This is a genomic window from Ureibacillus acetophenoni, from assembly GCF_900220965.1.
In the GTDB taxonomy this organism is placed as follows: Bacteria; Bacillota; Bacilli; order Bacillales_A; family Planococcaceae; genus Ureibacillus; species Ureibacillus acetophenoni.
The window spans coordinates 59,454-82,865 of the sequence record NZ_OBQC01000005.1 but is presented as its reverse complement, the minus strand read 5'-3'; the positions used below and the strand labels follow the sequence as shown (position 1 = coordinate 82,865).

The window sequence follows — 23,412 nt, the reverse complement described above, 5'->3', positions numbered from 1 at the left end:
ATTCCACACGAGTGACGAAAAACAACTATAAACGGAGTAAACCAACTTTCATTTACCACAACTCAGTGGTAAAATTGACAAAGCATTTTACACATTTAGGAGGCACTAACTATGACAAAGGAAGTTCGCGTTCGTTATGCGCCATCTCCAACAGGCTTTTTACATATTGGAGGAGCACGTACAGCGTTATTTAACTACTTATTTGCAAAACATCATAACGGAAAATTTATCGTACGTATAGAAGATACTGATATTGAACGTAACGTTGAGGGTGGAGAAGCGTCACAGCTTGATAATTTACGTTGGTTAGGAATTACTCCTGACGAATCAGTAGATATTGGTGGACCATATGCTCCATATCGTCAAATGGAACGTCTAGATATTTATAAAAAACATGCTGATGAATTACTTGAGCGCGGTATTGCTTACAAATGTTTTTGTACTTCAGAAGAATTAGAAGCTTCTCGTGAAGCCCAACGTGCAAAAGGTGTAGCAGCACCAACGTATGATGGAAAATGTCGTCATTTAACAAAAGAACAAGTAGCTGAAAAAGAAGCTGCTGGGATCCCTCATACAATTCGTATGCGTGTACCAGAAAACACTACTTACAAATTTACAGATTTAGTACGTGGTGAAGTAACGTTTGAATCAAAAGATGTTGGAGATTGGGTTTTAGTAAAAGCGAACGGTATCCCAACATACAACTATGCCGTTGTATTAGATGATCATTTCATGGATATTACACATGTATTCCGTGGAGAAGAGCACTTATCTAATACACCAAAACAAATGATGATTTTTGATGCATTTGGCTGGGAATATCCGCAATACGGTCATATGACATTAATTGTAAACGAAGACCATAAAAAATTATCAAAACGTGATGAATCGATTATTCAATTTGTATCTCAATATAAAGATCTTGGATATTTACCAGAAGCAATGTTTAACTTCTTTGCTCTACTTGGTTGGTCTCCAGAAGGTGAAGAAGAAATCTTCACGAAAGAACAATTCATCGAAATGTTCGATGAAAAACGTCTTTCTAAGTCACCATCTATGTTCGATAAAAATAAACTAACATGGATGAATAATTTATATATTAAAAAAATAACTTTAGAAGAAGCAGTAGAGCTTTCTTTACCTCATTTACAAAAAGCAGGTTTACTTCCGGAAGAGCTTTCTGAAGAACAAAAAGCGTGGTCTACAGCTTTAATCGCTCTTTATCATAATCAAATGAGCTATGGTGCTGAAATTGTTGAATTGTCTAGCCTATTCTTCAAAGATGAGATTGAATATGATGAAGCATCGAAAGAAGTATTAGCTGGTGAACAAGTTCCTGAAGTGATGGCTTCGTTTAAAGCACAACTTGAAGGCTTAGAAGTTTTTGATGCTCCGTCTATTAAAGCAGCTATTAAAGCGGTACAAAAAGAGACTGGTCATAAAGGGAAAAATTTATTTATGCCAATTCGTGTTGTGACTACTGGTCAAACACATGGTCCAGAGTTACCAGATGCAATTGCATTAATCGGAAAAGAAAAAGCGATTGAACGTGTTGCAAAGTTCGTTCGTTAAAATAGTAAAGTTTGACTTTTAAGGTGCATACGGTAAAATATATTTACAAAAATGTTCAAATAATTTATTTAACGTAATAGTAATTAATTGAAAAAGTTAATATAACATAAGCGTTGAGAAGGAGAAGTACGTAAAAAATGTTTTAAAGAGAGGGTCATCACCGGCTGAAAGTGACCTAAACCTCTATTTTACGGAAATGCACCTTTGAGCACGATGCTGAAATTTAGTAGGCAAGTCGGATCGTCCTCGTTATTGGACGTTTGAGTGGAAGGCACTTTTGCTTTCAATCAGAGTGGAACCGCGTATACTACGTCTCTGTCATTTTTAAATGATAGAGGCGTGTTTTTTTTAGGAGAAGTTTTAGTAAGGAGAAAGAGGGTATAAATAATATGTTAAGTAAATTTCCCTCAAAATAACTCCAAACGCATTTAATTGAATTTATTAATAGTAACTCCAGGAGGAGGAGAAACCATATGGCAATTCAAATTTTTAATACTTTAACGAGACAAAAGGAACCATTCGTTCCAATTGAGGAAGGTAAAGTAAAAATATATGTTTGTGGACCAACAGTTTATAATTTTATTCATATAGGAAATGCTCGACCTGTTATTGTTTACGATACAGTAAGACGTTATTTCCAATATAAAGGATATGATGTGAAATATGTTTCAAATTTCACAGACGTAGATGACAAAATTATTAAAGCAGCAAATGAATTAGGTGAGGAAGTATCTGAATTAACAGAGCGATTTATAAACGCCTACTTTGAAGATATCACTGCTCTTGGTTGTAAGAAGGCTGATGTACATCCACGTGTAACGAATCATATGGATGATATCGTTGATTTTATTAAAGTGTTAATAGAAAAAGGCTATGCTTATGAATCGCAGGGTGATGTTTATTATCGTACACGTAAGTTTGACGGATATGGTAAGTTGAGTCATCAATCAATCGATGATTTAAAGGTTGGTGCTCGTATTGAAGCGGGAGAAAAGAAAGAAGATCCCCTTGATTTTGCTCTTTGGAAGGCAGCGAAACCAGGCGAAATTCACTGGTCTAGCCCTTGGGGAGAAGGTCGTCCAGGTTGGCACATCGAGTGTTCTGTTATGGCTAGAGAACATTTAGGCGATACAATTGATATTCATGCTGGTGGTCAAGACTTAACATTCCCTCACCATGAAAATGAAATCGCGCAATCAGAAGCGTTTACAGGAAAGCCTTTTGCCCGCTACTGGATGCATAATGGGTACATTAATATTGATAATGAAAAAATGTCAAAATCCCTTGGCAATTTTGTTTTAGTTCATGATATTAGACAACAACTAGACCCACAAATTTTGAGATTCTTTATGTTGTCTGTTCACTATAGACATCCTATTAACTTCGCTCAAGATTTAGTTGAAGCTGCAAAGGCAGGATTAGAGCGTTTACGAACAGCTTACTTAAATGTTCAACATAGACTAACAACTACAACAGATTTGTTGGACAATGGCGATGAGTGGATTACGAAAATTGCAGAAGTGAAACAGCAATTTGAAGATGCTATGGATGATGATTTTAATACTGCTAACGGTATTTCTGCTTTATTTGAATTAGCTCGTGTTGCGAACACTTATGTAAATGAAAAAAATACTGAAGAACGTGTGTTAAACGAATTTATTGAAACGTTTGACCAACTAGGCGAAGTATTAGGTATTCAATTTAAAGTCGAAGATGAAATACTAGATGAGGAAATTGAGGCGTTAATTGAAGAGCGTAACAATGCTCGTAAAAATCGTGACTTTGCTAAATCAGACGAAATTCGTGACAAACTTCTTTCGATGAATATTGTTCTAGAGGACACTCGTCAAGGGACACGTTGGAAACGAGGTCTATAATATGTCGCAATTGCGAATTGAGGATATAAAGCAGTTGAATGCTTTAGCATTAGCATATATGGGAGATGCTGTTCTTGAACAAAAAGTTCGAGAACATCTTCTTCTTATGGGACGAGCTAAACCAAATCGATTGCATAATGAGGCAACGCATTATGTTTCAGCGAAAGCCCAATCCATGATTGTCCATAGACTAATGGATGAAGGATACTTAACAGACGAAGAAATTGCAGTTTTCAAAAGAGGAAGAAATGCAAAATCAGGATCTGTCCCAAAAAATACAGATATCCAAACTTATCGAAACAGTTCGGGTTTTGAAGCGGTTTTAGGCTATTTATATTTAACTAAACAAGTGAATCGCGTATATGAAATTATTGATTATGCTATTGAAATTGTCGATCAATCGAAAGGGGCAACAACATGACAGAGCAAAATGGTGAAATGATAGCTGGTAAGAATCCTGTATTAGAAGCTCTTCGTTCAGGTCGTGAAATAAATAAATTATGGATAGCTGAAGGTGTTAAAAAGACGGGTATTTCTGAAGTGTTAGATTTAGCGCGTGAACGTGGGGTACTTGTGCAGTTTGTTCCAAAGAAAAAGGTTGACCAATTATCTAGCGCCAACCATCAGGGTATAGTAGCTTCGGTAGCAGCGTACGATTATGCAGAATTAGATGATCTATTTAACGCAGCAAAAGAAAAAAATGAGGACCCTTTCTTTCTAATTTTAGATGAGTTAGAAGATCCACATAACTTAGGGTCAATTATGCGTACAGCTGATGCAATTGGTGTTCATGGGATTATTATTCCTAAAAGACGTGCAGTTGGTTTAACGGCTGTTGTAGCAAAAGCATCCACGGGTGCTATTGAACATGTACCTGTTGTAAGAGTAACCAATTTAGCACAGACAGTAGATGAGTTAAAAGACAAAGGGATATGGATTGCCGGAACAGATGCAAAAGGATCTGTAGATTATCGTAAGATGGATGCTACATTACCACTAGCTATTATTATTGGTAGCGAAGGGCGTGGGATGAGCAGACTTTTAAAGGATAAATGTGATTTTTTATACCATTTACCGATGGTTGGACACGTTACATCGTTAAACGCATCTGTAGCCGCAGCATTGTTAATGTATGAAGTATATCGAAAAAGACAAGAACGAGTGGAAAAATAAACTTCATGCAAACGATTCTCATAGTTGATGGCTACAACATGATTGGCGCCTGGAAAGAGTTGCGACCACTTCGTGATTCAGATTTTGAAGAAGCCCGTAATCGTTTAATTGAGTTAATGGCTGAGTATAAGGCAGCAATGGGATTTCGAGTCATTGTTGTCTTCGATGCTCACCTTGTCCCAGGTATTGAACAATCTTACGTTCGTAATGCTGTTGAAGTAATATATACGCGGAAAAACGAAACTGCAGATGAAAGAATAGAAAAGTTAACAAAAGAATTAAAAGGACGCAAAAAACAAATTTATGTAGCAACTTCAGATATGACAGAACAAAACGTTATTTTTGGTCAAGGAGCACTTCGTAAATCTGCAAGAGAATTAGAGATTGAAATGCAAATTATTAAATCTAAGATAACCTCTGATGTTAAGACAATTAAAGAAGAACGACCTGCTAATAAGATAAATCTACCAAAAGATATTGAGCTAGAATTCGAGAAATGGAGAAGAGGTTTAAAATAACTCATTGACCTTTATTTTCCAACTCCGGTATACTGATTTAAAACGACTCTTAGCGTTTCGAGGTGAAGCCGTTGCTGAAGAACAATCAAATGCAAGTATTACAAAGGTTTGACGATATGACAGATGAGCAACTTGTTGATTTGGTACATCAGGGTAGCACTGATGCGTTAGATTATTTAATTACGAAATATAGATTGTTTGTTAAGGCGAAGGCACGTTCCTATTTTTTAATAGGTGCTGATAAGGAAGATATTATTCAAGAAGGAATGATAGGTTTATATAAATCGATACGAGATTTTAAGGGGGACAAGCTGTCATCTTTCCGAGCATTTGCAGAACTATGTATTACTCGTCAGATAATTACAGCTATTAAAACGGCTACCCGTCAAAAACATATACCGCTTAATTCTTACGTATCTCTCGATAAACCAATCTATGATGAAGAATCCGATAGAACGTTGCTTGACGTAATTACTGGTTCAGAATCAGAGGATCCAGAGCACTTAATGATTCATCGTGAAGAATATTCTCACTTAGAGGAGAAGATTGGTGAAATATTAAGTGAACTTGAGCAACAAGTTCTAGCACTCTATCTCGATGGACAATCCTATAATGAGATATCAGAAGAATTGAATCGACATGTGAAGTCAATTGACAATGCCCTACAGCGTGTGAAACGGAAATTAGAACGTCATTTAGATATAAATCAGACAAACTAGTAGTTTGATAGAAATGAATAGATTCTCGTTTACAAAGATATGACCGAATATTGACACGACTCGCTTTAGGTGATAGTCTTTAAAAGAAATATTGTAAACGAGTGATTTATATATGGCTAAAAAAGTAGTGTTAAGTTGTGGGAAATGTGGTTCGAGAAACTATTCATTTCCGGAGAAAACTGATTCAACTAAACGACTTGAATTGAAAAAGTTTTGTTCACATTGTAATGAGCATACTGTTCATAAACAAACGAAGTGACAATGATTATATAAGTGATAATGGTTTATTTTGAATAGTTAAAGTATAGAATAGACGGGTAATTCGGAGGTTAAGCTATAATGGGCAAGTTAAAACAGTTCTTCCATAATGTAATGTCAGAAATGAGAAAAACTAGCTGGCCAAAAGGTAAAGAGCTAACAAAGTATACTGTAGTAGTAGTATCTACTGTTATCTTCTTCGCACTATTTTTCATGCTAGTAGATTTAGGAATTTCAAGTTTAGTTCGTTGGTATTTTGCGTTATAATGGTTTTGATATGAATATTTTGAAATAGCCCGTGAAACGGGTTTTTTTCATTTGTTTTATAAATAATAAATAAAATGACTAATATATGAGGGTTCGTATATAGGCAAAAGGAGGAATGGACGTTTAGTCCTGCTGATTATGGAGAAAAAATGGTATGTAGTTCATACTTATTCTGGTTATGAAAATCGAGTAAAAGCAAACCTTGAAAAACGTGTTGAAACAATGGGGATGCAAGATAATATTTTCCGTGTAATCGTTCCTGAACATGAGGAAACTGATTTGAAAGACGGAAAAAAACGTACTGTAATGCGTAAAGTGTTCCCTGGTTATGTTCTAGTTGAAATGATTTTAACAGATGAATCATGGTACGTTGTACGAAATACACCAGGAGTAACAGGATTTATTGGTTCTTCGGGTGGAGGAGCAAAACCTACACCTTTATTGCCTGAAGAAGCGGATCGCTTATTACGCCAAATGGGTATACAAAAGAAATCTGTTGGTGAAATTGACATAACAGTTGGAGAAACTGTAGAAGTATTAGAAGGACCTTTTGCTCACTTCCAAGGAAGAGTTGAGGAAGTTGATGTTGATAAAGGAAAACTAAAAGTTGTTATCGATATGTTCGGTCGTGAAACGAAAATGGAACTTGATTTTGAGCAAGTTCAAAAATTATAATTATATTCATGCATATTTTTACTTGCTAATGTAATTCAAAAGTGATATCATTTCATAGGTCAGACTGTCAATTTGATAGTCTGCGTTGATAGTTAATGTTATCGGCAAATAGCTGACAGACAGATATGAGTGGGAGGGGTAACCCAATTACCACATCACGGACTTAAGGAGGTGTGTCTCGTGGCTAAAAAAGTTATTAAAATTGTAAAACTTCAAATCCCTGCTGGTAAAGCAAACCCAGCGCCACCGGTTGGTCCTGCGTTAGGTCAAGCAGGTGTAAACATCATGGGATTCTGTAAGGAGTTCAATGCGCGTACAGCTGATCAAGCTGGATTAATTATTCCAGTTGAAATTACAGTGTTTGAAGACCGTTCTTTCACTTTCATTACAAAAACGCCACCTGCAGCAGTATTACTTAAAGTAGCAGCAGGTATCCAATCTGGATCTGGTGAACCAAACCGTAAAAAAGTTGCAACGGTTAAACGTGATAAAGTTCGCGAAATTGCTGAACAAAAAATGCCTGACCTTAACGCTGCATCAGTTGAAGCTGCAATGTTAATGGTTGAAGGTACTGCACGAAGCATGGGTATTACAATCGAAGACTAATTCCCGAAACACTTGATGATAAAGGCTTTTGTTAATGAGGTTGCGTAAAGTTCTTAGGACTCGCAACCTCTATTCGTGGGAGGAATATCCGCTACAACCACAATCAAGGAGGAAAATTATAATGGCTAAAAAAGGTAAAAGACTGCAAGAAGCAGTGAAATTAGTAGACCGTTCTAAAGTATATGAAGCTCAAGAAGCAATCGCTTTAGCTCAAAAAACTAGCACAGTTAAGTTTGATGCAACTGTAGAAGTAGCTTTCAAACTTGGTATCGATACTCGTAAAAATGACCAACAAATCCGTGGTGCAGTTGTACTTCCAAACGGAACTGGTAAAACTCAACGCGTATTAGTATTCGCTAAAGGTGAAAAACTTAAAGAAGCAGAAGCAGCAGGTGCTGACTATGTAGGCGATGCTGAGTACATCAACAAAATCCAACAAGGTTGGTTTGATTTTGATGTAATCGTTGCTACACCTGACATGATGGGTGAAGTTGGTAAACTTGGTCGTGTATTAGGACCTAAAGGTTTAATGCCAAACCCTAAAACTGGTACTGTTACTTTTGATGTAACTAAAGCAATCCAAGAAATTAAGGCTGGTAAAGTTGAATACCGTGCTGACAAAGCTGGTATCATCCACGCTCCAATTGGTAAAGTATCATTCGATACTGAAAAATTAGTTGAAAACTTCCTTGCTGTATTTGACGTAGTTCAAAAAGCTAAACCAGCTGCAGCTAAAGGTACTTACATGAAATCTGTGAATATTACAACTACTATGGGGCCATCTATTAAAGTGGACTCTACTAGTGTTAAAGCATAAATTTTAAATATTTTATATAAATAGTTGACAACAGTCCTCTTGTTTGGTAAGATGGATGTCGTTGTGAATCATCCATTTGTACCGTAGACAGTAGGGGTGCTAAGACGCTTAATCATCCTACCGAGGACATCGGAAATCAGATTCTTTTTAGATGATGAATTTCTGCCTCTATGTCTACTCTGACGTAGAGGCTTTTCTTTTGTCGGTATAAATGACATTCTAATAGGAGGTGTCAAAATGAGCAGTGTAGCTATCGAAACTAAAAAAGTTCAAGTTCAAGAGATCGCTGAAAAATTCCAATCTGCATCATCAGTAGTAGTAGTTGACTACCGTGGGTTAACTGTTTCTCAAGTAACAGAATTACGTAAACAATTACGTGAAGCTGGTGTTGAGTTCAAAGTTTACAAAAACACACTAACTCGTCGTGCTGCTGAAATCGCAGGTTTAGAAGGAATCAACGAAGTATTAACTGGTCCTAACGCAATCGCGTTTTCTAAAGAAGACGTTGTAGCTCCAGCGAAAATCATTAACGAGTTCGCTAAAAAGAACGACGCTTTAGAAATTAAAGCAGGTATCATCGAAGGTAACGTTTCAACGGCTGAAGACGTTAAAGCACTTGCAGAACTTCCATCTCGCGAAGGTCTACTTTCTATGCTTTTATCTGTACTTCAAGCTCCAATGCGCAACTTCGCTCTTGCTACAAAAGCAGTTGCAGAACAAAAAGAAGAACAAGGTGCTTAATACAAAGCGCTTAAATATTAAACAAAACATAAGGCAATCGGCCTAAATTAAAACCATTCCATAGGAGGAAATTATAATGAGCAAAGAGCAAATCTTAGAAGCTATCAAAACAATGACAGTTCTAGAATTAAACGATTTAGTAAAAGCAATTGAAGAAGAATTTGGTGTAACAGCTGCTGCTCCTGTAGCAGTAGTAGGTGGCGGTGCTGCAGCTGCTGCTGAAGAAAAAACTGAATTTGACGTAGTACTAGCATCTGCTGGTGACCAAAAAATTAAAGTAATCAAAGTGGTACGCGAAATCACTGGTCTTGGCTTAAAAGAAGCTAAAGAATTAGTTGACAACGCTCCAAAAGCATTAAAAGAAGGCGTTTCTAAAGATGAAGCTGAAGAAATCAAAGCTAAAATCGAAGAAGTTGGCGCTTCTGTAGAAGTTAAATAATTAACCTTTTCTAATTATTTATAAGGCTTCAACTGTTTAACATCATAAAAATGTTACGTTTGCAGCCTAAAAGCTCGTCTTGTTTTGACGAGCTTTCTTCATTTCCCCGGTGTTAGAGTTCATAACCACTACCTAAAAATCGATTAATCGTGATTTAGGTAGAAAAGAAGGGCGATAACACCCAATTAGTCTAACTATCAATCAGTAAGAGAACGATTCTTTTGCTGATTGTAGTTAAACTTTCATCCCGAGGAGGGCGTAAATGTCTGAACATTACTATTCAAAAAAGCCTCAGATCGAAAGTAATCCACGCCATTTTAAATTTAATTTACTAGGAAATTCACTACAATTTGAAACGGACCGTGGGGTATTTAGTAAAAGCGAAGTAGATTTTGGATCCCGTACGTTAATAGAATCTTTTCAAATGCCAGAAACTGATGGTGCAGTTTTTGATATTGGTTGCGGTTATGGACCCATTGGTTTAGCGATTGCAAAACAATATCCAGATCGTATTGTCTATATGATGGATGTAAATGAAAGAGCGGTTCTGTTAGCGAAGAAGAATGCGGAAATGAACGGAATTCAAAATGTACGTATATTTGAAAGTGATGGAGTAACATCTGTTGATCGAGAGATTGAAGCAGCAGCAATCCTAACTAATCCACCTATTAGAGCTGGTAAGGAAGTTATTTTTAAGTTTTATGATGAAGCTTATGAGAGACTTGTGCCAAACGGAGAGTTATGGGTTGTTATTCAAAAGAAACAGGGTGCACCATCGACGGTTGCACATTTAGAAGAAAATTTTGCTGAAGTTGAAATAGTTGAGAAAAAGAAAGGCTATTGGATAATAAAAGCAAAAAAATATGGCAGAAATGTATAAAATATTGACTTGACAAATTGCCTGTGATAACATAATAAAATGCAAAATTATTATTTTGTGGGAGTATGCCCATTTGTATTTTGTTCTAATTTGGTGGGTATACTTGCCATGAATAAGTTTAGTTTAACCGAAAATGAGGTCGAAGAAAAGACTCGTTTTCTTTTCGTCTTTGGAAATCATACACTAAAATTATGATTTTGCAAAGACCTATTATCGCTTTAATGAGGGGTGAATAAGTTGACGGGTCAACTAGTTCAGTACGGACAACACCGCCAGCGTAGAAGCTTTGCGCGTATCAAAGAGGTGCTAGAACTTCCGAATTTAATCGAAATCCAAACAGCATCTTACGAGTGGTTCCTTGAAGAGGGATTGCGTGAAATGTTCCGTGACATTTCGCCAATCGAAGATTTTACGGGTAATCTTTCACTTGAATTCATCGATTATACTTTAGGAGAACCTAAGTATGATGTGGATGAGTGTAAAGAAAGAGACGTAACTTATGCAGCGCCATTGCGCGTAAAAGTGCGTCTGCATAACAAAGAAACAGATGAAGTAAAAGAGCAAGATGTCTTTATGGGAGACTTCCCGTTAATGACAGAGGTGGGTACTTTTGTTATTAACGGTGCTGAACGTGTTATTGTTTCACAATTAGTGCGTTCTCCAAGTGTTTACTTCCATGACAAGACAGATAAGAATGGTAAAAAAGGTTTCGGTGCAACTGTTATTCCAAACCGTGGAGCATGGCTTGAGTATGAAACAGATGCAAAAGATGTTGTTTATGTACGTATTGATCGTACACGTAAACTTCCTGCAACAGTTTTATTACGTGCTTTAGGCTTTGGTTCAGATCAAGAAATTATCGATATTTTAGGGGATAACGAATACTTGCGTAATACCCTAGAAAAAGATAATACGGATAGTACTGAAAAAGCATTATTAGAAATTTATGAACGTCTTCGTCCTGGTGAACCGCCTACGGTTGAAAGCGCGAAAAGTTTACTATATTCACGTTTCTTCGATGCTAAACGTTATGATTTAGCTAATGTTGGACGTTATAAAATGAATAAAAAACTTCACATTAAAAATCGTTTGTTCAATCAAACGATTGCAGAAACTCTTGTGGATCCAGAAACGGGAGAAATTTTAGTTGAGAAAGGTACAATTCTTGACCGTCGTAATTTAGACCGTTTAATCCCTTATTTAGAAAACGGCATTGGATTCCGTACGTTATCTCAAGTGGGTGGCGTATTAGAAGAAGATGTAACGGTTCAATCTATTAAGATTTTTGCTCCAAATGATGAAGCTCAAAAAGAAATTAGCGTTATTTCTAATGCTTATGTAGATGAAGAAGTAAAACATTTGGCTCCAGCTGATATTATTGCTTCTATGTCATACTTCTTTAACCTATTACATGGCATCGGAAATACTGATGATATTGACCATTTAGGTAACCGTCGCTTACGTTCTGTAGGTGAATTGTTACAAAACCAATTCCGTATTGGTTTATCTCGTATGGAACGTGTTGTTCGTGAGCGTATGTCTATCAATGACACAGCTTCAATCGTTCCACAACAATTAATTAATATTCGTCCAGTAATTGCTTCGATTAAAGAGTTCTTTGGTAGCTCTCAATTATCACAATTCATGGACCAAACAAATCCTTTAGCAGAATTAACACATAAACGCCGTCTATCTGCATTAGGACCTGGTGGTTTAACGAGAGAACGTGCAGGTATGGAAGTACGTGACGTTCACTACTCTCACTATGGTCGTATGTGTCCGATTGAAACGCCAGAGGGACCAAACATTGGGTTAATTAACTCGCTTTCATCATATGCAAAAGTTAATAAGTTCGGTTTCATTGAAACTCCATATCGTAAAGTGGATCCTGAAACAGGTCGAGTAACTGAACAAATCGACTATCTAACTGCAGATGAAGAAGATAACTATATCGTTGCCCAAGCAAACTCACCATTAAATCCAGATGGTTCATTTGCAAATGAAGAAGTATTGGGACGTTTCCGTGGTGACAACACAGTATTCAAAAGAGACCGTGTTGACTATATGGACGTATCTCCAAAACAAGTAGTATCTGCTGCGACAGCTTGTATTCCATTCTTAGAAAACGACGACTCAAACCGTGCATTAATGGGTGCGAACATGCAACGTCAAGCTGTTCCTTTACTAAACCCTGAAGCTCCATTTGTTGGAACAGGTATGGAACATGTGAATGCTCGTGACTCAGGTGCTGCCGTTGTTTGTAAACACAATGGAATTGTTGAGCATGTAGAAGCTCGCTCAATTCATGTACGTCGTATTGAAGAAATCGATGGTAAAGAAGTTAAAGGTGAATTAGTGAAATATAAACTTCAAAAATTCACACGTTCAAACCACGGTACTTCAATTAACCAACGCCCAATTGTTAAAGTTGGCGATCGCGTTAAACCAAAAGACATTTTAGCTGATGGTCCTTCTATGGAACAAGGTGAACTTGCTTTAGGGCGTAACGTTCTTGTAGCGTTCATGACTTGGGAAGGATTTAACTATGAAGATGCCGTTATTATGAATGAAAGACTTGTTCGTGATGACGTTTATACATCTGTTCATATTGAAGAATATGAATCAGAATCTCGTGATACTAAACTAGGACCTGAAGAAATTACACGTGATATTCCAAACGTTGGTGAAGATGCTCTTCGCAACTTAGATGATCGCGGTATTATACGAATTGGTGCTGAAGTACGCGACGGTGATATCTTAGTAGGTAAGGTAACACCTAAAGGGGTTACTGAGTTAACAGCTGAAGAACGATTACTACATGCAATCTTTGGTGAGAAAGCGCGTGAAGTTCGTGATACTTCATTACGTGTGCCACATGGTGCAGGCGGTATCGTACTAGATGTTAAAGTCTTTAACCGCGAAGATGGTGACGAATTACCACCAGGTGTTAACCAATTAGTTCGTGTATATATTGTTCAAAAACGTAAAATTCGCGTTGGAGACAAAATGGCCGGACGTCACGGTAACAAAGGGGTAATTTCAAGAATCTTACCTGAAGAAGATATGCCATTTATGCCAGACGGAACGCCAGTTGATATCATGTTAAACCCACTTGGGGTACCATCTCGTATGAACATCGGACAAGTTTTAGAGCTTCACTTAGGTATGGCATCTCGTTTATTAGGTGTACACATGGCTACACCAGTATTTGATGGTGCGAACGAAGAAGATGTTTGGGATACAATGGAAGAAGCTGGTATGAACCGTGATGGTAAAACGATACTTTATGATGGACGATCTGGAGAGCCATTCGATAACCGTGTATCGGTAGGGGTCATGTATATGATTAAACTTGCCCACATGGTTGACGATAAACTTCATGCTCGTTCTACTGGACCTTACTCACTTGTTACGCAACAACCGCTTGGTGGTAAAGCACAATTCGGTGGACAACGTTTTGGTGAGATGGAGGTTTGGGCTTTAGAAGCATACGGTGCTGCTTATACACTTCAAGAAATTTTAACAATTAAATCGGATGACGTTGTAGGACGTGTTAAAACATACGAAGCAATTGTTAAAGGTGAAAGTGTACCAGAACCAGGTGTTCCTGAATCATTTAAAGTATTAATTAAAGAACTTCAATCTTTAGGTTTAGATGTGAAAATGTTAACTGTAAATGACGAAGAAGTTGAACTTCGTGATTTAGATGATGAAGATGATCTTCAACCAGCAGATGCATTAAACATCTTACCGCCTAACGATAAAGAAGAAGATAAAGTAGAATCATTTGAATAAAATTAGTATGCATCGGGCAGTGTATTCTGTCCGGTGCTACAAAATTATTTCATTAAAATAGTGCAAAAGAATTCTTTTGCAATCGATGTCGAGCTTCGAAAACAAGAGTCAAAGGACTTATACTAAAGGGAGGTAGGCTCCTTGATAGACGTTAATGAATTTGAATATATGAAAATTGGTTTAGCTTCACCAGATAAAATCCGTTCATGGTCTTATGGGGAAGTTAAAAAGCCAGAAACAATTAACTATCGTACATTAAAACCAGAAAAAGACGGCCTTTTCTGTGAGCGTATTTTTGGACCAACAAAAGACTGGGAATGTCATTGTGGTAAATACAAACGTGTTCGTTATAAAGGTGTCGTTTGTGATCGCTGTGGAGTTGAAGTAACTAGAGCAAAAGTACGTCGTGAACGTATGGGTCACATTGAACTAGCTGCACCAGTTTCTCATATTTGGTATTTCAAAGGTATCCCAAGCCGTATGGGCTTAATTCTAGATATGTCACCTCGAGCTTTAGAAGAAGTGATTTATTTTGCATCTTATGTAGTAATCGATGCTGGAGGTTCTAGCTTAGAAAAGAAACAACTTCTTTCTGAGAAAGAATACCGTGCATACCGTGAAAAATTCGGCAATAGTTTCGATGCTGCAATGGGTGCAGAAGCAATTAAAAAGCTTCTTGAACAAATTGATCTAGAAGATGAAACAAATGTATTAAAAGAAGAGTTGAAAACTGCACAAGGTCAACGCCGCACTCGTGCGATTAAACGCCTTGAAGTGATTGAGTCATTCCGTAATTCTGGTAACAAACCAGAATGGATGGTATTAGACGTACTACCAGTAATTCCACCAGAGCTTCGTCCAATGGTGCAATTAGATGGTGGTCGCTTTGCTACGTCTGATTTAAATGACTTATATCGCCGTGTAATTAACCGTAACAATCGTTTAAAACGACTTCTTGATCTTGGTGCTCCAAGTATTATCGTTCAAAACGAAAAACGTATGTTACAAGAAGCAGTAGATGCTTTAATTGACAATGGTCGTCGTGGCCGTCCAGTAACTGGACCAGGTAACCGTCCATTAAAATCTCTTTCACATATGTTAAAAGGGAAACAAGGTCGTTTCCGTCAAAACTTACTTGGTAAACGTGTAGACTACTCTGGTCGTTCCGTTATCGTAGTAGGACCAAACTTAAAAATGTATCAATGTGGTCTTCCAAAAGAAATGGCTATTGAACTATTCAAGCCGTTTGTTATGAAAGAACTAGTTGAACGTGGCCTAGCACATAACATTAAAAGTGCAAAACGTAAAATCGAGCGTCTGCATAACGAAGTTTGGGATGTGTTAGAAGACGTTATCCGTGAGCATCCTGTGTTATTAAACCGTGCACCAACTTTACACAGACTAGGGATTCAAGCTTTCGAACCTACATTAGTTGAAGGTCGTGCGATTCGTCTTCACCCACTAGTATGTACAGCTTATAACGCTGACTTCGATGGTGACCAAATGGCGGTTCACGTGCCACTTTCTGCAGAAGCACAAGCGGAAGCAAGACTTCTAATGTTAGCTGCACAAAACATCCTTAACCCTAAAGATGGTAAACCGGTAGTAACACCTTCACAAGATATGGTTTTAGGTAACTATTACCTAACTCTAGAACGTAAAGGTGCCCGTGGTGAAGGCTCTGTCTTCTACGGTCCAAACGAAGTATTAATCGCTTACCAAACGGGTCATGTACATTTACACACTCGTATTGCGGTTAAAGCTAGCTCATTAAATAACCAAACATTTACTGAAGAACAAAATGAAATGTTCTTAATTACAACTGTTGGTAAGGTAATTTTCAACGAAATTCTTCCTGAAACATTCCCTTATATTAACGAACCAACAGCATACAACTTAGAACAAAAGACGCCAGATAAATATTTCACTCAGTTAAGAATTGACGATGAGTTATTAAAAGAAGTGGAAGCAAGTGAAGGATACAGTGCACTTTCTGAACAAGAAAAAATCACTATACAACGTCAAGTAGTATTGAAAAAGCACTTTGATGATGCTCCAGTTATTAACCCATTCCGTAAAAAATTCTTAGGTAGTATCATTGCGGAAGTATTTAAACGATTCCACATTACAGAAACGTCTAAAATGCTTGACCGTATGAAAGACTTAGGATTTAAATACTCGACAAAAGCAGGTATCACAGTAGGTGTATCTGATATCGTAGTATTACCTAACAAAGGTGAAATTTTAGAAGAAGCACAGAAAAAAGTAGATAAAGTAACTGTACAATTCCGACGTGGTTTAATTACGGAAGAAGAACGTTACGATCGTGTAATATCTAGCTGGTCTGCAGCAAAAGATGAAATTCAGTCTAAACTGATGGACTCTCTACCTAAAACAAACCCAATCTTCATGATGAGTGACTCTGGTGCTCGTGGTAACGCATCTAACTTTACTCAGCTTGCAGGTATGCGTGGATTAATGGCCAACCCGGCTGGACGTATTATCGAATTACCTATTAGATCATCATTCCGTGAAGGTTTAACGGTATTGGAGTACTTCATTTCTACGCACGGTGCTCGTAAAGGATTAGCTGATACAGCGTTAAAAACAGCTGACTCTGGTTACCTAACTCGTCGTCTTGTTGACGTTGCACAAGATGTAATTGTTCGCGAAGACGATTGTGGAACAGACCGTGGCTTAACAATCGGTGCGTTAAGAGAAGGATCTGAAATTATCGAATCTCTTGATGAACGTATCGAAGGCCGTCACGTTAAGAAAACAATTCATCACCCTGAAACAGGTGAAGTAATTGTGGAACGTAATGCCTTAATTACTCAAGATATTTCACGTCAAATTATTGATGCAGGTATTGAAGAAGTAACAATACGTTCTGCATTCACATGTAATACAAAGCATGGCGTATGTAAAAAATGTTACGGTATTAACTTGGCAACAGGAGAAGAAGTTGAAGTTGGGGAAGCGGTAGGTATTATCGCTGCTCAATCTATCGGTGAACCAGGTACACAGTTAACGATGCGTACATTCCACACTGGTGGGGTTGCTGGTAACGATATAACACAAGGTCTTCCACGTATCCAAGAAATTTTCGAGGCTCGTAACCCTAAAGGGCAAGCAGTTATCTCTGAAATTAAAGGTAACGTAATTGAAATTGACGAAATACGTGAAGGTTTAAAAGAAATTACAATTCAAGGTGAAATCGAAACTCGTAAATACCAAGCACCTTATAATGCGCGTATTAAAGTACAAATTGGTGAAACTGTTAACCCAGGTCAAATATTGTCTGAAGGTTCAATCGATCCAAAACAACTCTTAAAAGTAAAAGATGTTGCTACTGTACAAGAGTACTTATTAAAAGAAGTACAAAAAGTATACCGTATGCAAGGGGTAGAAATTGGTGACAAACATATCGAAGTAATGGTACGTCAAATGCTACGTAAAGTACGTGTAATTGAAGCTGGCGATACTGATTTATTACCAGGTTCATTACTAGATATTCACCAATTTACTGAAGCGAACAAAGAGGTTATCGTTTCTGGTAAAGTTCCTGCAACTTGCCGACCTGTAATTCTTGGTATTACAAAAGCATCTCTTGAAACAGAATCGTTCTTATCAGCTGCATCATTCCAAGAAACAACTCGTGTGTTAACTGATGCTGCTATCAAAGGTAAACGCGATGAACTTCTTGGTCTGAAAGAGAATGTAATTATCGGTAAACTTGTTCCTGCTGGTACAGGTATGCAAAGATATCGCCAAATTCGTATTAAAGAAGATTCAGTAGAAGCTCAAGAAGAGTTAACATCTGCTGAATAATTACAAAAAAATATTCCAAGGAGAAATAATCTCCTTGGAATTTTATAAAAAACATTTGACAGTTTATTTTAGTAATGATAATATACTTAAGGTTGATAGTTAACTGTCTGTACTTCGGAGGATATGAAAATGTCTTATGAAAAAGTCAAACAGGCTAGTAAAACAATCATAGGGACAAAACAAGCAATGAAAGCAATCAAAGCTGGTCAAGTAACAGAACTTGTCGTTGCACTTGATGCAGAAGCCCGAGTAACCGATCCTGTACTTATTCTTGCAAAAGAAGTCGGTATACCGGTAAATCTCGTTAAGTCAAAAAGAGAACTTGGAAAAGCATGCGGTATTAAAGTCAGTGCTGCAATTGTTGCAATTGCTCGTTAATGGTTTTTGTGTTCGAAACACAAAGACTTGTTTTTTACCCAAAAAATGAACCACCTGGATATGTGGATTTACATGAATGAATGAAGGGAGGAAAAACCGATGCCTACAATTAACCAATTGGTACGTAAGCCTCGTAAATCAAAAAGCACGAAATCAAATTCACCAGCGTTAAACAGAGGATATAACAGTTTCAAAAAATCTCCAACAAATGTTAAATCACCTCAAAAACGTGGTGTATGTACTCGTGTTGGTACGATGACACCTAAAAAACCGAACTCAGCGTTACGTAAATATGCTCGTGTTCGTTTAACTAACCAACTTGAAGTTACTGCTTACATTCCTGGTGAAGGTCATAACTTACAAGAACACAGCGTAGTATTAATCCGCGGTGGACGTGTAAAAGACTTACCAGGGGTACGTTACCATATCGTTCGTGGTGCTCTTGATACTGCTGGTGTAAACGGCCGTATGCAATCACGTTCTCTATATGGAGCAAAACGTCCAAAAGAGAAAAAATAATTTAGTTTCCTAAAACTTTAAGAGAGCCTTTGTTATTCATACAAGATTTTGAATTCATATGAAACGTGCGCACGGTTCAAAATCAAAGTATAAATTTCGATAGGCAACTTGATTATATAAATTAGATAATTTTCGAAAGGAGGAAAACACATGCCTCGTAAAGGTCCTGTTTCCAAACGTGACGTGTTACCAGATCCAATTTACAATTCAAAACTAGTAACTCGTTTAGTCAATAAAATGATGATTGATGGTAAAAGAGGTACTTCTGAAAAAATCTTATACGGTGCGTTCCAACTAGTTAAAGAACGTTCTGGTCAAGAGCCTTTAGAAGTATTCGAAGCAGCTTTAAACAACGTTATGCCAGTACTTGAAGTACGTGCTCGTCGTGTTGGTGGTTCTAACTACCAAGTACCAGTTGAAGTTCGTCCAGAACGTCGTATTACTTTAGGTCTTCGTTATTTAGTTAACTATTCTCGTCTTCGTGGTGAAAAAACTATGGAAGAGCGTTTAGCTAACGAAATTCTTGATGCATCTAACAACACTGGAGCTTCAGTTAAGAAACGTGAAGATATGCACAAAATGGCAGAAGCAAACAAAGCATTCGCACACTATCGCTGGTAATTTAGACTATGTACTAGATGATAAGGCTAGTACTAGTTTAACATCATTTTACTTATTAAAATTGATGTTAACTGCCTAAGCTAATTTCAAGATTTCGTAAAGAATATGATTTAATCATTCACATATATGAAATCTTAGTTAAAATTATGCTTAGGCATATTTGCAATATAGTCTAAACCAATTTGGAAGGAGAAATTTTCCTATGAAACGCGAATTCTCACTAGAGAATACACGTAATATCGGAATCATGGCTCACATTGATGCTGGTAAAACAACAACAACAGAGCGTATCCTTTATTACACTGGTAAGATTCATAAAATCGGTGAAACTCACGATGGTGGAGCTCAAATGGACTGGATGGCGCAAGAGCAAGAACGTGGTATTACAATCACTTCTGCTGCTACAACAGCTCAATGGAAAGGTCACCGCGTAAATATCATCGATACTCCAGGACACGTAGACTTCACTGTAGAAGTTGAACGTTCTTTACGTGTACTTGACGGAGCTGTAACAGTTCTAGATGCTCAATCAGGTGTTGAGCCTCAAACTGAAACAGTATGGCGTCAAGCTACAACATACGGTGTTCCACGTATTGTATTTGTAAACAAAATGGACAAAATTGGTGCAAACTTCTTATACTCTGTTGGCACTTTACATGATCGCTTACAAGCTAATGCACATCCAATCCAATTACCAATTGGTGCGGAAGATCAATTCGAAGGTATCATTGATTTAGTTGAAATGAAAGCTATCTTCTATGGTAATGACCTTGGAACTGATATTACTGTAAGTGAAATTCCTGAAGAATATAAAGCGCAAGCTGAAGAATATCGTGAAAAATTAGTTGAAGCAGTTGCTGAACTAGACGAAGAACTTATGGAAAAATACTTCGCTGGTGAAGAAATCACACTAGAAGAATTAAAAGCTGGTATCCGTAAAGCTACATTATCAGTTCAATTCTACCCAGTTGTTTGTGGTACTGCATTCAAAAACAAAGGTGTTCAATTAATGCTTGATGCTGTAATTGACTACCTACCTGCTCCTACTGACGTAGCAGCAATTAAAGGTGTTAATGATGATGGTGAAGAAGTTGAAAAACATTCTAGCGATGAAGAGCCATTCGCTGCACTAGCATTCAAAGTTATGACTGACCCTTATGTTGGTAAATTAACATTCTTCCGTGTTTACTCTGGTGTTTTAGAATCAGGTTCATACGTACAAAACTCAACAAAAGGTAAACGTGAACGTGTAGGTCGTATCCTTCAAATGCACGCAAACTCTCGTGAAGAAATTTCTAAAGTATTCGCTGGTGATATTGCTGCTGCTGTAGGACTTAAAGATACTACAACTGGTGACACTCTATGTGACGAGAAAGACCATGTTATTTTAGAGTCAATGGATTTCCCAGAACCAGTTATCTCTTTATCTGTTGAACCAAAATCAAAAGCTGACCAAGATAAAATGGGACAAGCTTTACAAAAACTTCAAGAAGAAGACCCAACATTCCGTGCTCACACTGACCAAGAAACTGGTCAAACAATTATCTCTGGTATGGGTGAGTTACACCTTGATATCTTAGTTGACCGTATGAAACGTGAATTTAAAGTAGAATGTAACGTAGGTGCTCCTCAGGTATCTTACCGTGAAACATTCCGTACTTCTGCACAAGTAGAAGGTAAATTCGTACGTCAATCAGGTGGTCGTGGACAATTCGGTCACGTTTGGATCGAATTTTCACCGAACGAAGAAGGTAAAGGTTTCGAATTTGAGAACGCTATCGTTGGTGGGGTTGTTCCTCGTGAATATATCCCAGCAGTAGAAGCTGGTCTTAAAGATTCACTTGAAAATGGTGTAATTGCTGGATTCCCATTAATCGATATTAAAGCAAAACTATTTGATGGTTCATACCATGATGTTGACTCGAATGAGATGGCATTTAAAATAGCTGCTTCTATGGCACTTAAAGGTGCTGCGAAAAAATGTAATCCAGTTCTATTAGAACCTATTATGAAAGTTGAAGTAGTAGTTCCAGAAGAATATCTTGGTGATATTATGGGTAACATCACTTCTCGCCGTGGTCGCGTAGAAGGTATGGAAGCTCGTGGTAACGCACAAGTTGTTCGTGCAATGGTTCCACTTTCAGAAATGTTCGGATATGCAACTACTTTACGTTCTGCAACACAAGGTCGTGGTGTATTCTCAATGGTATTTGATCACTATGAAGAAGTACCAAAATCAATTTCTGAAGAAATTATCAAAAAAAATACAGGCGAATAATTAATATTTGAAATTTCGTCTTGTATAAAGTATAAATAATTTGTAAGCTATGATTGTTTGGTAAGGAAGTATTTTCTTGCCAAACAGTTATAACATAAAAAAAATAATAAAACAGATTATAGGAGGCTATCTCTAATGGCTAAAGAAAAATTTGACCGTTCGAAAACGCATGCTAACATTGGTACAATCGGACACGTTGACCATGGTAAAACTACATTAACTGCTGCAATCGCTACAGTTCTTTCAAAAAGAATGGGTGGAGAAGCTAAGTCATATGCTGACGTAGATAACGCACCAGAAGAAAAAGAGCGTGGAATCACGATCAATACTTCTCACATCGAATACGAAACTGAATCACGTCACTATGCACACGTTGACTGCCCAGGACACGCTGACTATGTTAAAAACATGATCACTGGTGCTGCTCAAATGGACGGCGGTATCTTAGTAGTATCTGCTGCTGACGGCCCAATGCCACAAACTCGTGAGCACATCCTTTTATCACGTCAAGTAGGTGTTCCTTACTTAGTAGTATTCTTAAACAAATGTGATATGGTTGACGACGAAGAATTATTAGAATTAGTTGAAATGGAAGTACGTGACTTATTATCTGAGTACGATTTCCCAGGCGACGATCTTCCAGTAATCAAAGGTTCTGCTTTAAAAGCTCTTGAAGGTGAACCAGAATGGGAAGAAAAAATCGTTGAGTTAATGAACGCTGTTGACGAGTACATCCCAACTCCAGAACGTCAAACTGACAAACCATTCATGATGCCAGTAGAGGACGTATTCTCTATCACTGGTCGTGGTACAGTTGCAACTGGTCGTGTAGAACGCGGTCAAGTTAAAGTTGGAGACGTAGTAGAAATCATCGGTCTTGCTGAAGAAGCTAAATCTACAACTGTAACTGGTGTAGAAATGTTCCGTAAATTATTAGATTATGCTGAAGCTGGAGACAACATCGGTGCATTATTACGTGGTGTTGCTCGTGAAGATATCCAACGTGGTCAAGTATTAGCTAAACCAGGCTCAATCACTCCACACACAACTTTCAAAGCTGAAGTTTACGTTTTATCAAAAGAAGAAGGTGGACGTCACACTCCATTCTTCTCTAACTACCGTCCTCAGTTCTACTTCCGTACAACTGACGTAACTGGTGTTATCAACTTACCAGAAGGCGTAGAAATGGTTATGCCTGGTGACAACATTGAAATGTCTGTAGAATTAATCTCTCCAATCGCTCTTGAAGAAGGTACTAAATTCTCTATCCGTGAGGGTGGACGTACTGTAGGCGCTGGTGTAGTAGCTACAATCCAAAAATAATTTAGCTTTTTAAAAGCTTTAAAAACCAACTCTAGGGGACGCCCTAAAGTTGGTTTTTTTTATTTGTAAAATCTAAATAAGCCTTCTCGAGTTTAATGATAAATGGAAAAACATGTTACAATGTA

The 23,412-nt window shown here is 37.5% G+C and carries 21 protein-coding genes and 2 other annotated features; all 21 genes read left to right on the top strand.

Annotation, left to right across the window (positions count from 1 at the left end):
* Window positions 1-111 precede the first annotated feature (111 nt).
* Complete coding sequence (gene gltX, locus CRO45_RS08810) at window positions 112-1,572, top strand: glutamate--tRNA ligase (protein ID WP_097149291.1); 1,461 nt, start codon at window positions 112-114, stop codon at window positions 1,570-1,572.
* A 104-nt stretch (window positions 1,573-1,676) separates the two neighbouring features.
* Window positions 1,677-1,892, top strand: a binding site (T-box leader).
* A 153-nt stretch (window positions 1,893-2,045) separates the two neighbouring features.
* Entirely contained in the window at window positions 2,046-3,449 is a 1,404-nt protein-coding gene (gene cysS / locus CRO45_RS08805; protein ID WP_097149290.1) for a cysteine--tRNA ligase, read from the top strand.
* A gap of 1 nt (window position 3,450) precedes the next feature.
* Window positions 3,451-3,870 carry a Mini-ribonuclease 3 gene (locus CRO45_RS08800; protein WP_097149289.1) on the top strand — a complete coding sequence of 140 codons (420 nt, stop codon included), beginning with the start codon at window positions 3,451-3,453 and terminating at the stop codon, window positions 3,868-3,870.
* Window positions 3,867-4,622: a 23S rRNA (guanosine(2251)-2'-O)-methyltransferase RlmB gene (rlmB, locus tag CRO45_RS08795; protein ID WP_097149288.1), complete on the top strand. Its 756-nt coding sequence runs from the start codon at window positions 3,867-3,869 to the stop codon at window positions 4,620-4,622. Before CRO45_RS08800 ends, rlmB begins: the two co-directional genes overlap by 4 nt.
* Window positions 4,623-4,627: 5 nt before the next feature.
* Window positions 4,628-5,140, top strand: coding sequence for an NYN domain-containing protein (locus tag CRO45_RS08790; protein ID WP_097149287.1), 513 nt, complete (start codon window positions 4,628-4,630; stop codon window positions 5,138-5,140).
* 89 nt (window positions 5,141-5,229) lie between these two features.
* Window positions 5,230-5,859 carry an RNA polymerase sporulation sigma factor SigH gene (gene sigH, locus CRO45_RS08785; protein ID WP_408057124.1) on the top strand — a complete coding sequence of 210 codons (630 nt, stop codon included), beginning with the start codon at window positions 5,230-5,232 and terminating at the stop codon, window positions 5,857-5,859.
* Window positions 5,860-5,971: 112 nt separating this feature from the next.
* The gene (gene rpmG / locus CRO45_RS08780) at window positions 5,972-6,118 is read left to right on the top strand and encodes a 50S ribosomal protein L33 (protein ID WP_097149285.1); all 147 of its coding nucleotides are present in this window, start codon (window positions 5,972-5,974) and stop codon (window positions 6,116-6,118) included.
* Window positions 6,119-6,198: 80 nt separating this feature from the next.
* Entirely contained in the window at window positions 6,199-6,384 is a 186-nt protein-coding gene (gene secE / locus CRO45_RS08775) for a preprotein translocase subunit SecE (RefSeq protein ID WP_097149284.1), read from the top strand.
* Window positions 6,385-6,522: 138 nt separating this feature from the next.
* Complete coding sequence (gene nusG, locus CRO45_RS08770) at window positions 6,523-7,059, top strand: transcription termination/antitermination protein NusG (RefSeq protein ID WP_097149283.1); 537 nt, start codon at window positions 6,523-6,525, stop codon at window positions 7,057-7,059.
* 180 nt (window positions 7,060-7,239) lie between these two features.
* On the top strand, window positions 7,240-7,665 hold the full coding sequence (rplK, locus tag CRO45_RS08765; RefSeq protein ID WP_036183202.1) for a 50S ribosomal protein L11: 426 nt from the start codon (window positions 7,240-7,242) through the stop codon (window positions 7,663-7,665).
* A gap of 121 nt (window positions 7,666-7,786) precedes the next feature.
* Entirely contained in the window at window positions 7,787-8,482 is a 696-nt protein-coding gene (gene rplA, locus CRO45_RS08760; protein ID WP_097149281.1) for a 50S ribosomal protein L1, read from the top strand.
* Between the two features lie 63 nt (window positions 8,483-8,545).
* Window positions 8,546-8,689 (top strand) — a sequence feature (ribosomal protein L10 leader region).
* Window positions 8,690-8,719: 30 nt separating this feature from the next.
* A complete protein-coding gene (gene rplJ / locus CRO45_RS08755) occupies window positions 8,720-9,223 on the top strand; it encodes a 50S ribosomal protein L10 (protein WP_097149280.1) in 504 nt (167 codons plus the stop codon).
* A 76-nt stretch (window positions 9,224-9,299) separates the two neighbouring features.
* On the top strand, window positions 9,300-9,662 hold the full coding sequence (gene rplL / locus CRO45_RS08750) for a 50S ribosomal protein L7/L12 (RefSeq protein WP_097149279.1): 363 nt from the start codon (window positions 9,300-9,302) through the stop codon (window positions 9,660-9,662).
* A 262-nt stretch (window positions 9,663-9,924) separates the two neighbouring features.
* A complete protein-coding gene (locus CRO45_RS08745) occupies window positions 9,925-10,542 on the top strand; it encodes a class I SAM-dependent methyltransferase (RefSeq protein ID WP_097149278.1) in 618 nt (205 codons plus the stop codon).
* Window positions 10,543-10,770: 228 nt separating this feature from the next.
* Complete coding sequence (gene rpoB / locus CRO45_RS08740; RefSeq protein WP_170949442.1) at window positions 10,771-14,337, top strand: DNA-directed RNA polymerase subunit beta; 3,567 nt, start codon at window positions 10,771-10,773, stop codon at window positions 14,335-14,337.
* A 141-nt stretch (window positions 14,338-14,478) separates the two neighbouring features.
* Window positions 14,479-18,168, top strand: coding sequence for a DNA-directed RNA polymerase subunit beta' (gene rpoC / locus CRO45_RS08735; RefSeq protein WP_097149276.1), 3,690 nt, complete (start codon window positions 14,479-14,481; stop codon window positions 18,166-18,168).
* Between the two features lie 129 nt (window positions 18,169-18,297).
* Complete coding sequence (locus CRO45_RS08730) at window positions 18,298-18,546, top strand: ribosomal L7Ae/L30e/S12e/Gadd45 family protein (RefSeq protein ID WP_097149275.1); 249 nt, start codon at window positions 18,298-18,300, stop codon at window positions 18,544-18,546.
* Between the two features lie 99 nt (window positions 18,547-18,645).
* Window positions 18,646-19,065 carry a 30S ribosomal protein S12 gene (gene rpsL, locus CRO45_RS08725; RefSeq protein ID WP_097149274.1) on the top strand — a complete coding sequence of 140 codons (420 nt, stop codon included), beginning with the start codon at window positions 18,646-18,648 and terminating at the stop codon, window positions 19,063-19,065.
* A gap of 150 nt (window positions 19,066-19,215) precedes the next feature.
* A complete protein-coding gene (rpsG, locus tag CRO45_RS08720; protein WP_036183176.1) occupies window positions 19,216-19,686 on the top strand; it encodes a 30S ribosomal protein S7 in 471 nt (156 codons plus the stop codon).
* A gap of 202 nt (window positions 19,687-19,888) precedes the next feature.
* On the top strand, window positions 19,889-21,964 hold the full coding sequence (gene fusA / locus CRO45_RS08715; protein ID WP_097149273.1) for an elongation factor G: 2,076 nt from the start codon (window positions 19,889-19,891) through the stop codon (window positions 21,962-21,964).
* Between the two features lie 135 nt (window positions 21,965-22,099).
* Window positions 22,100-23,287 (top strand): elongation factor Tu, encoded by a 1,188-nt coding sequence (gene tuf, locus CRO45_RS08710; RefSeq protein ID WP_097149272.1) that lies wholly within the window; start codon window positions 22,100-22,102, stop codon window positions 23,285-23,287.
* The last annotated feature ends 125 nt before the right edge of the window (window positions 23,288-23,412 follow it).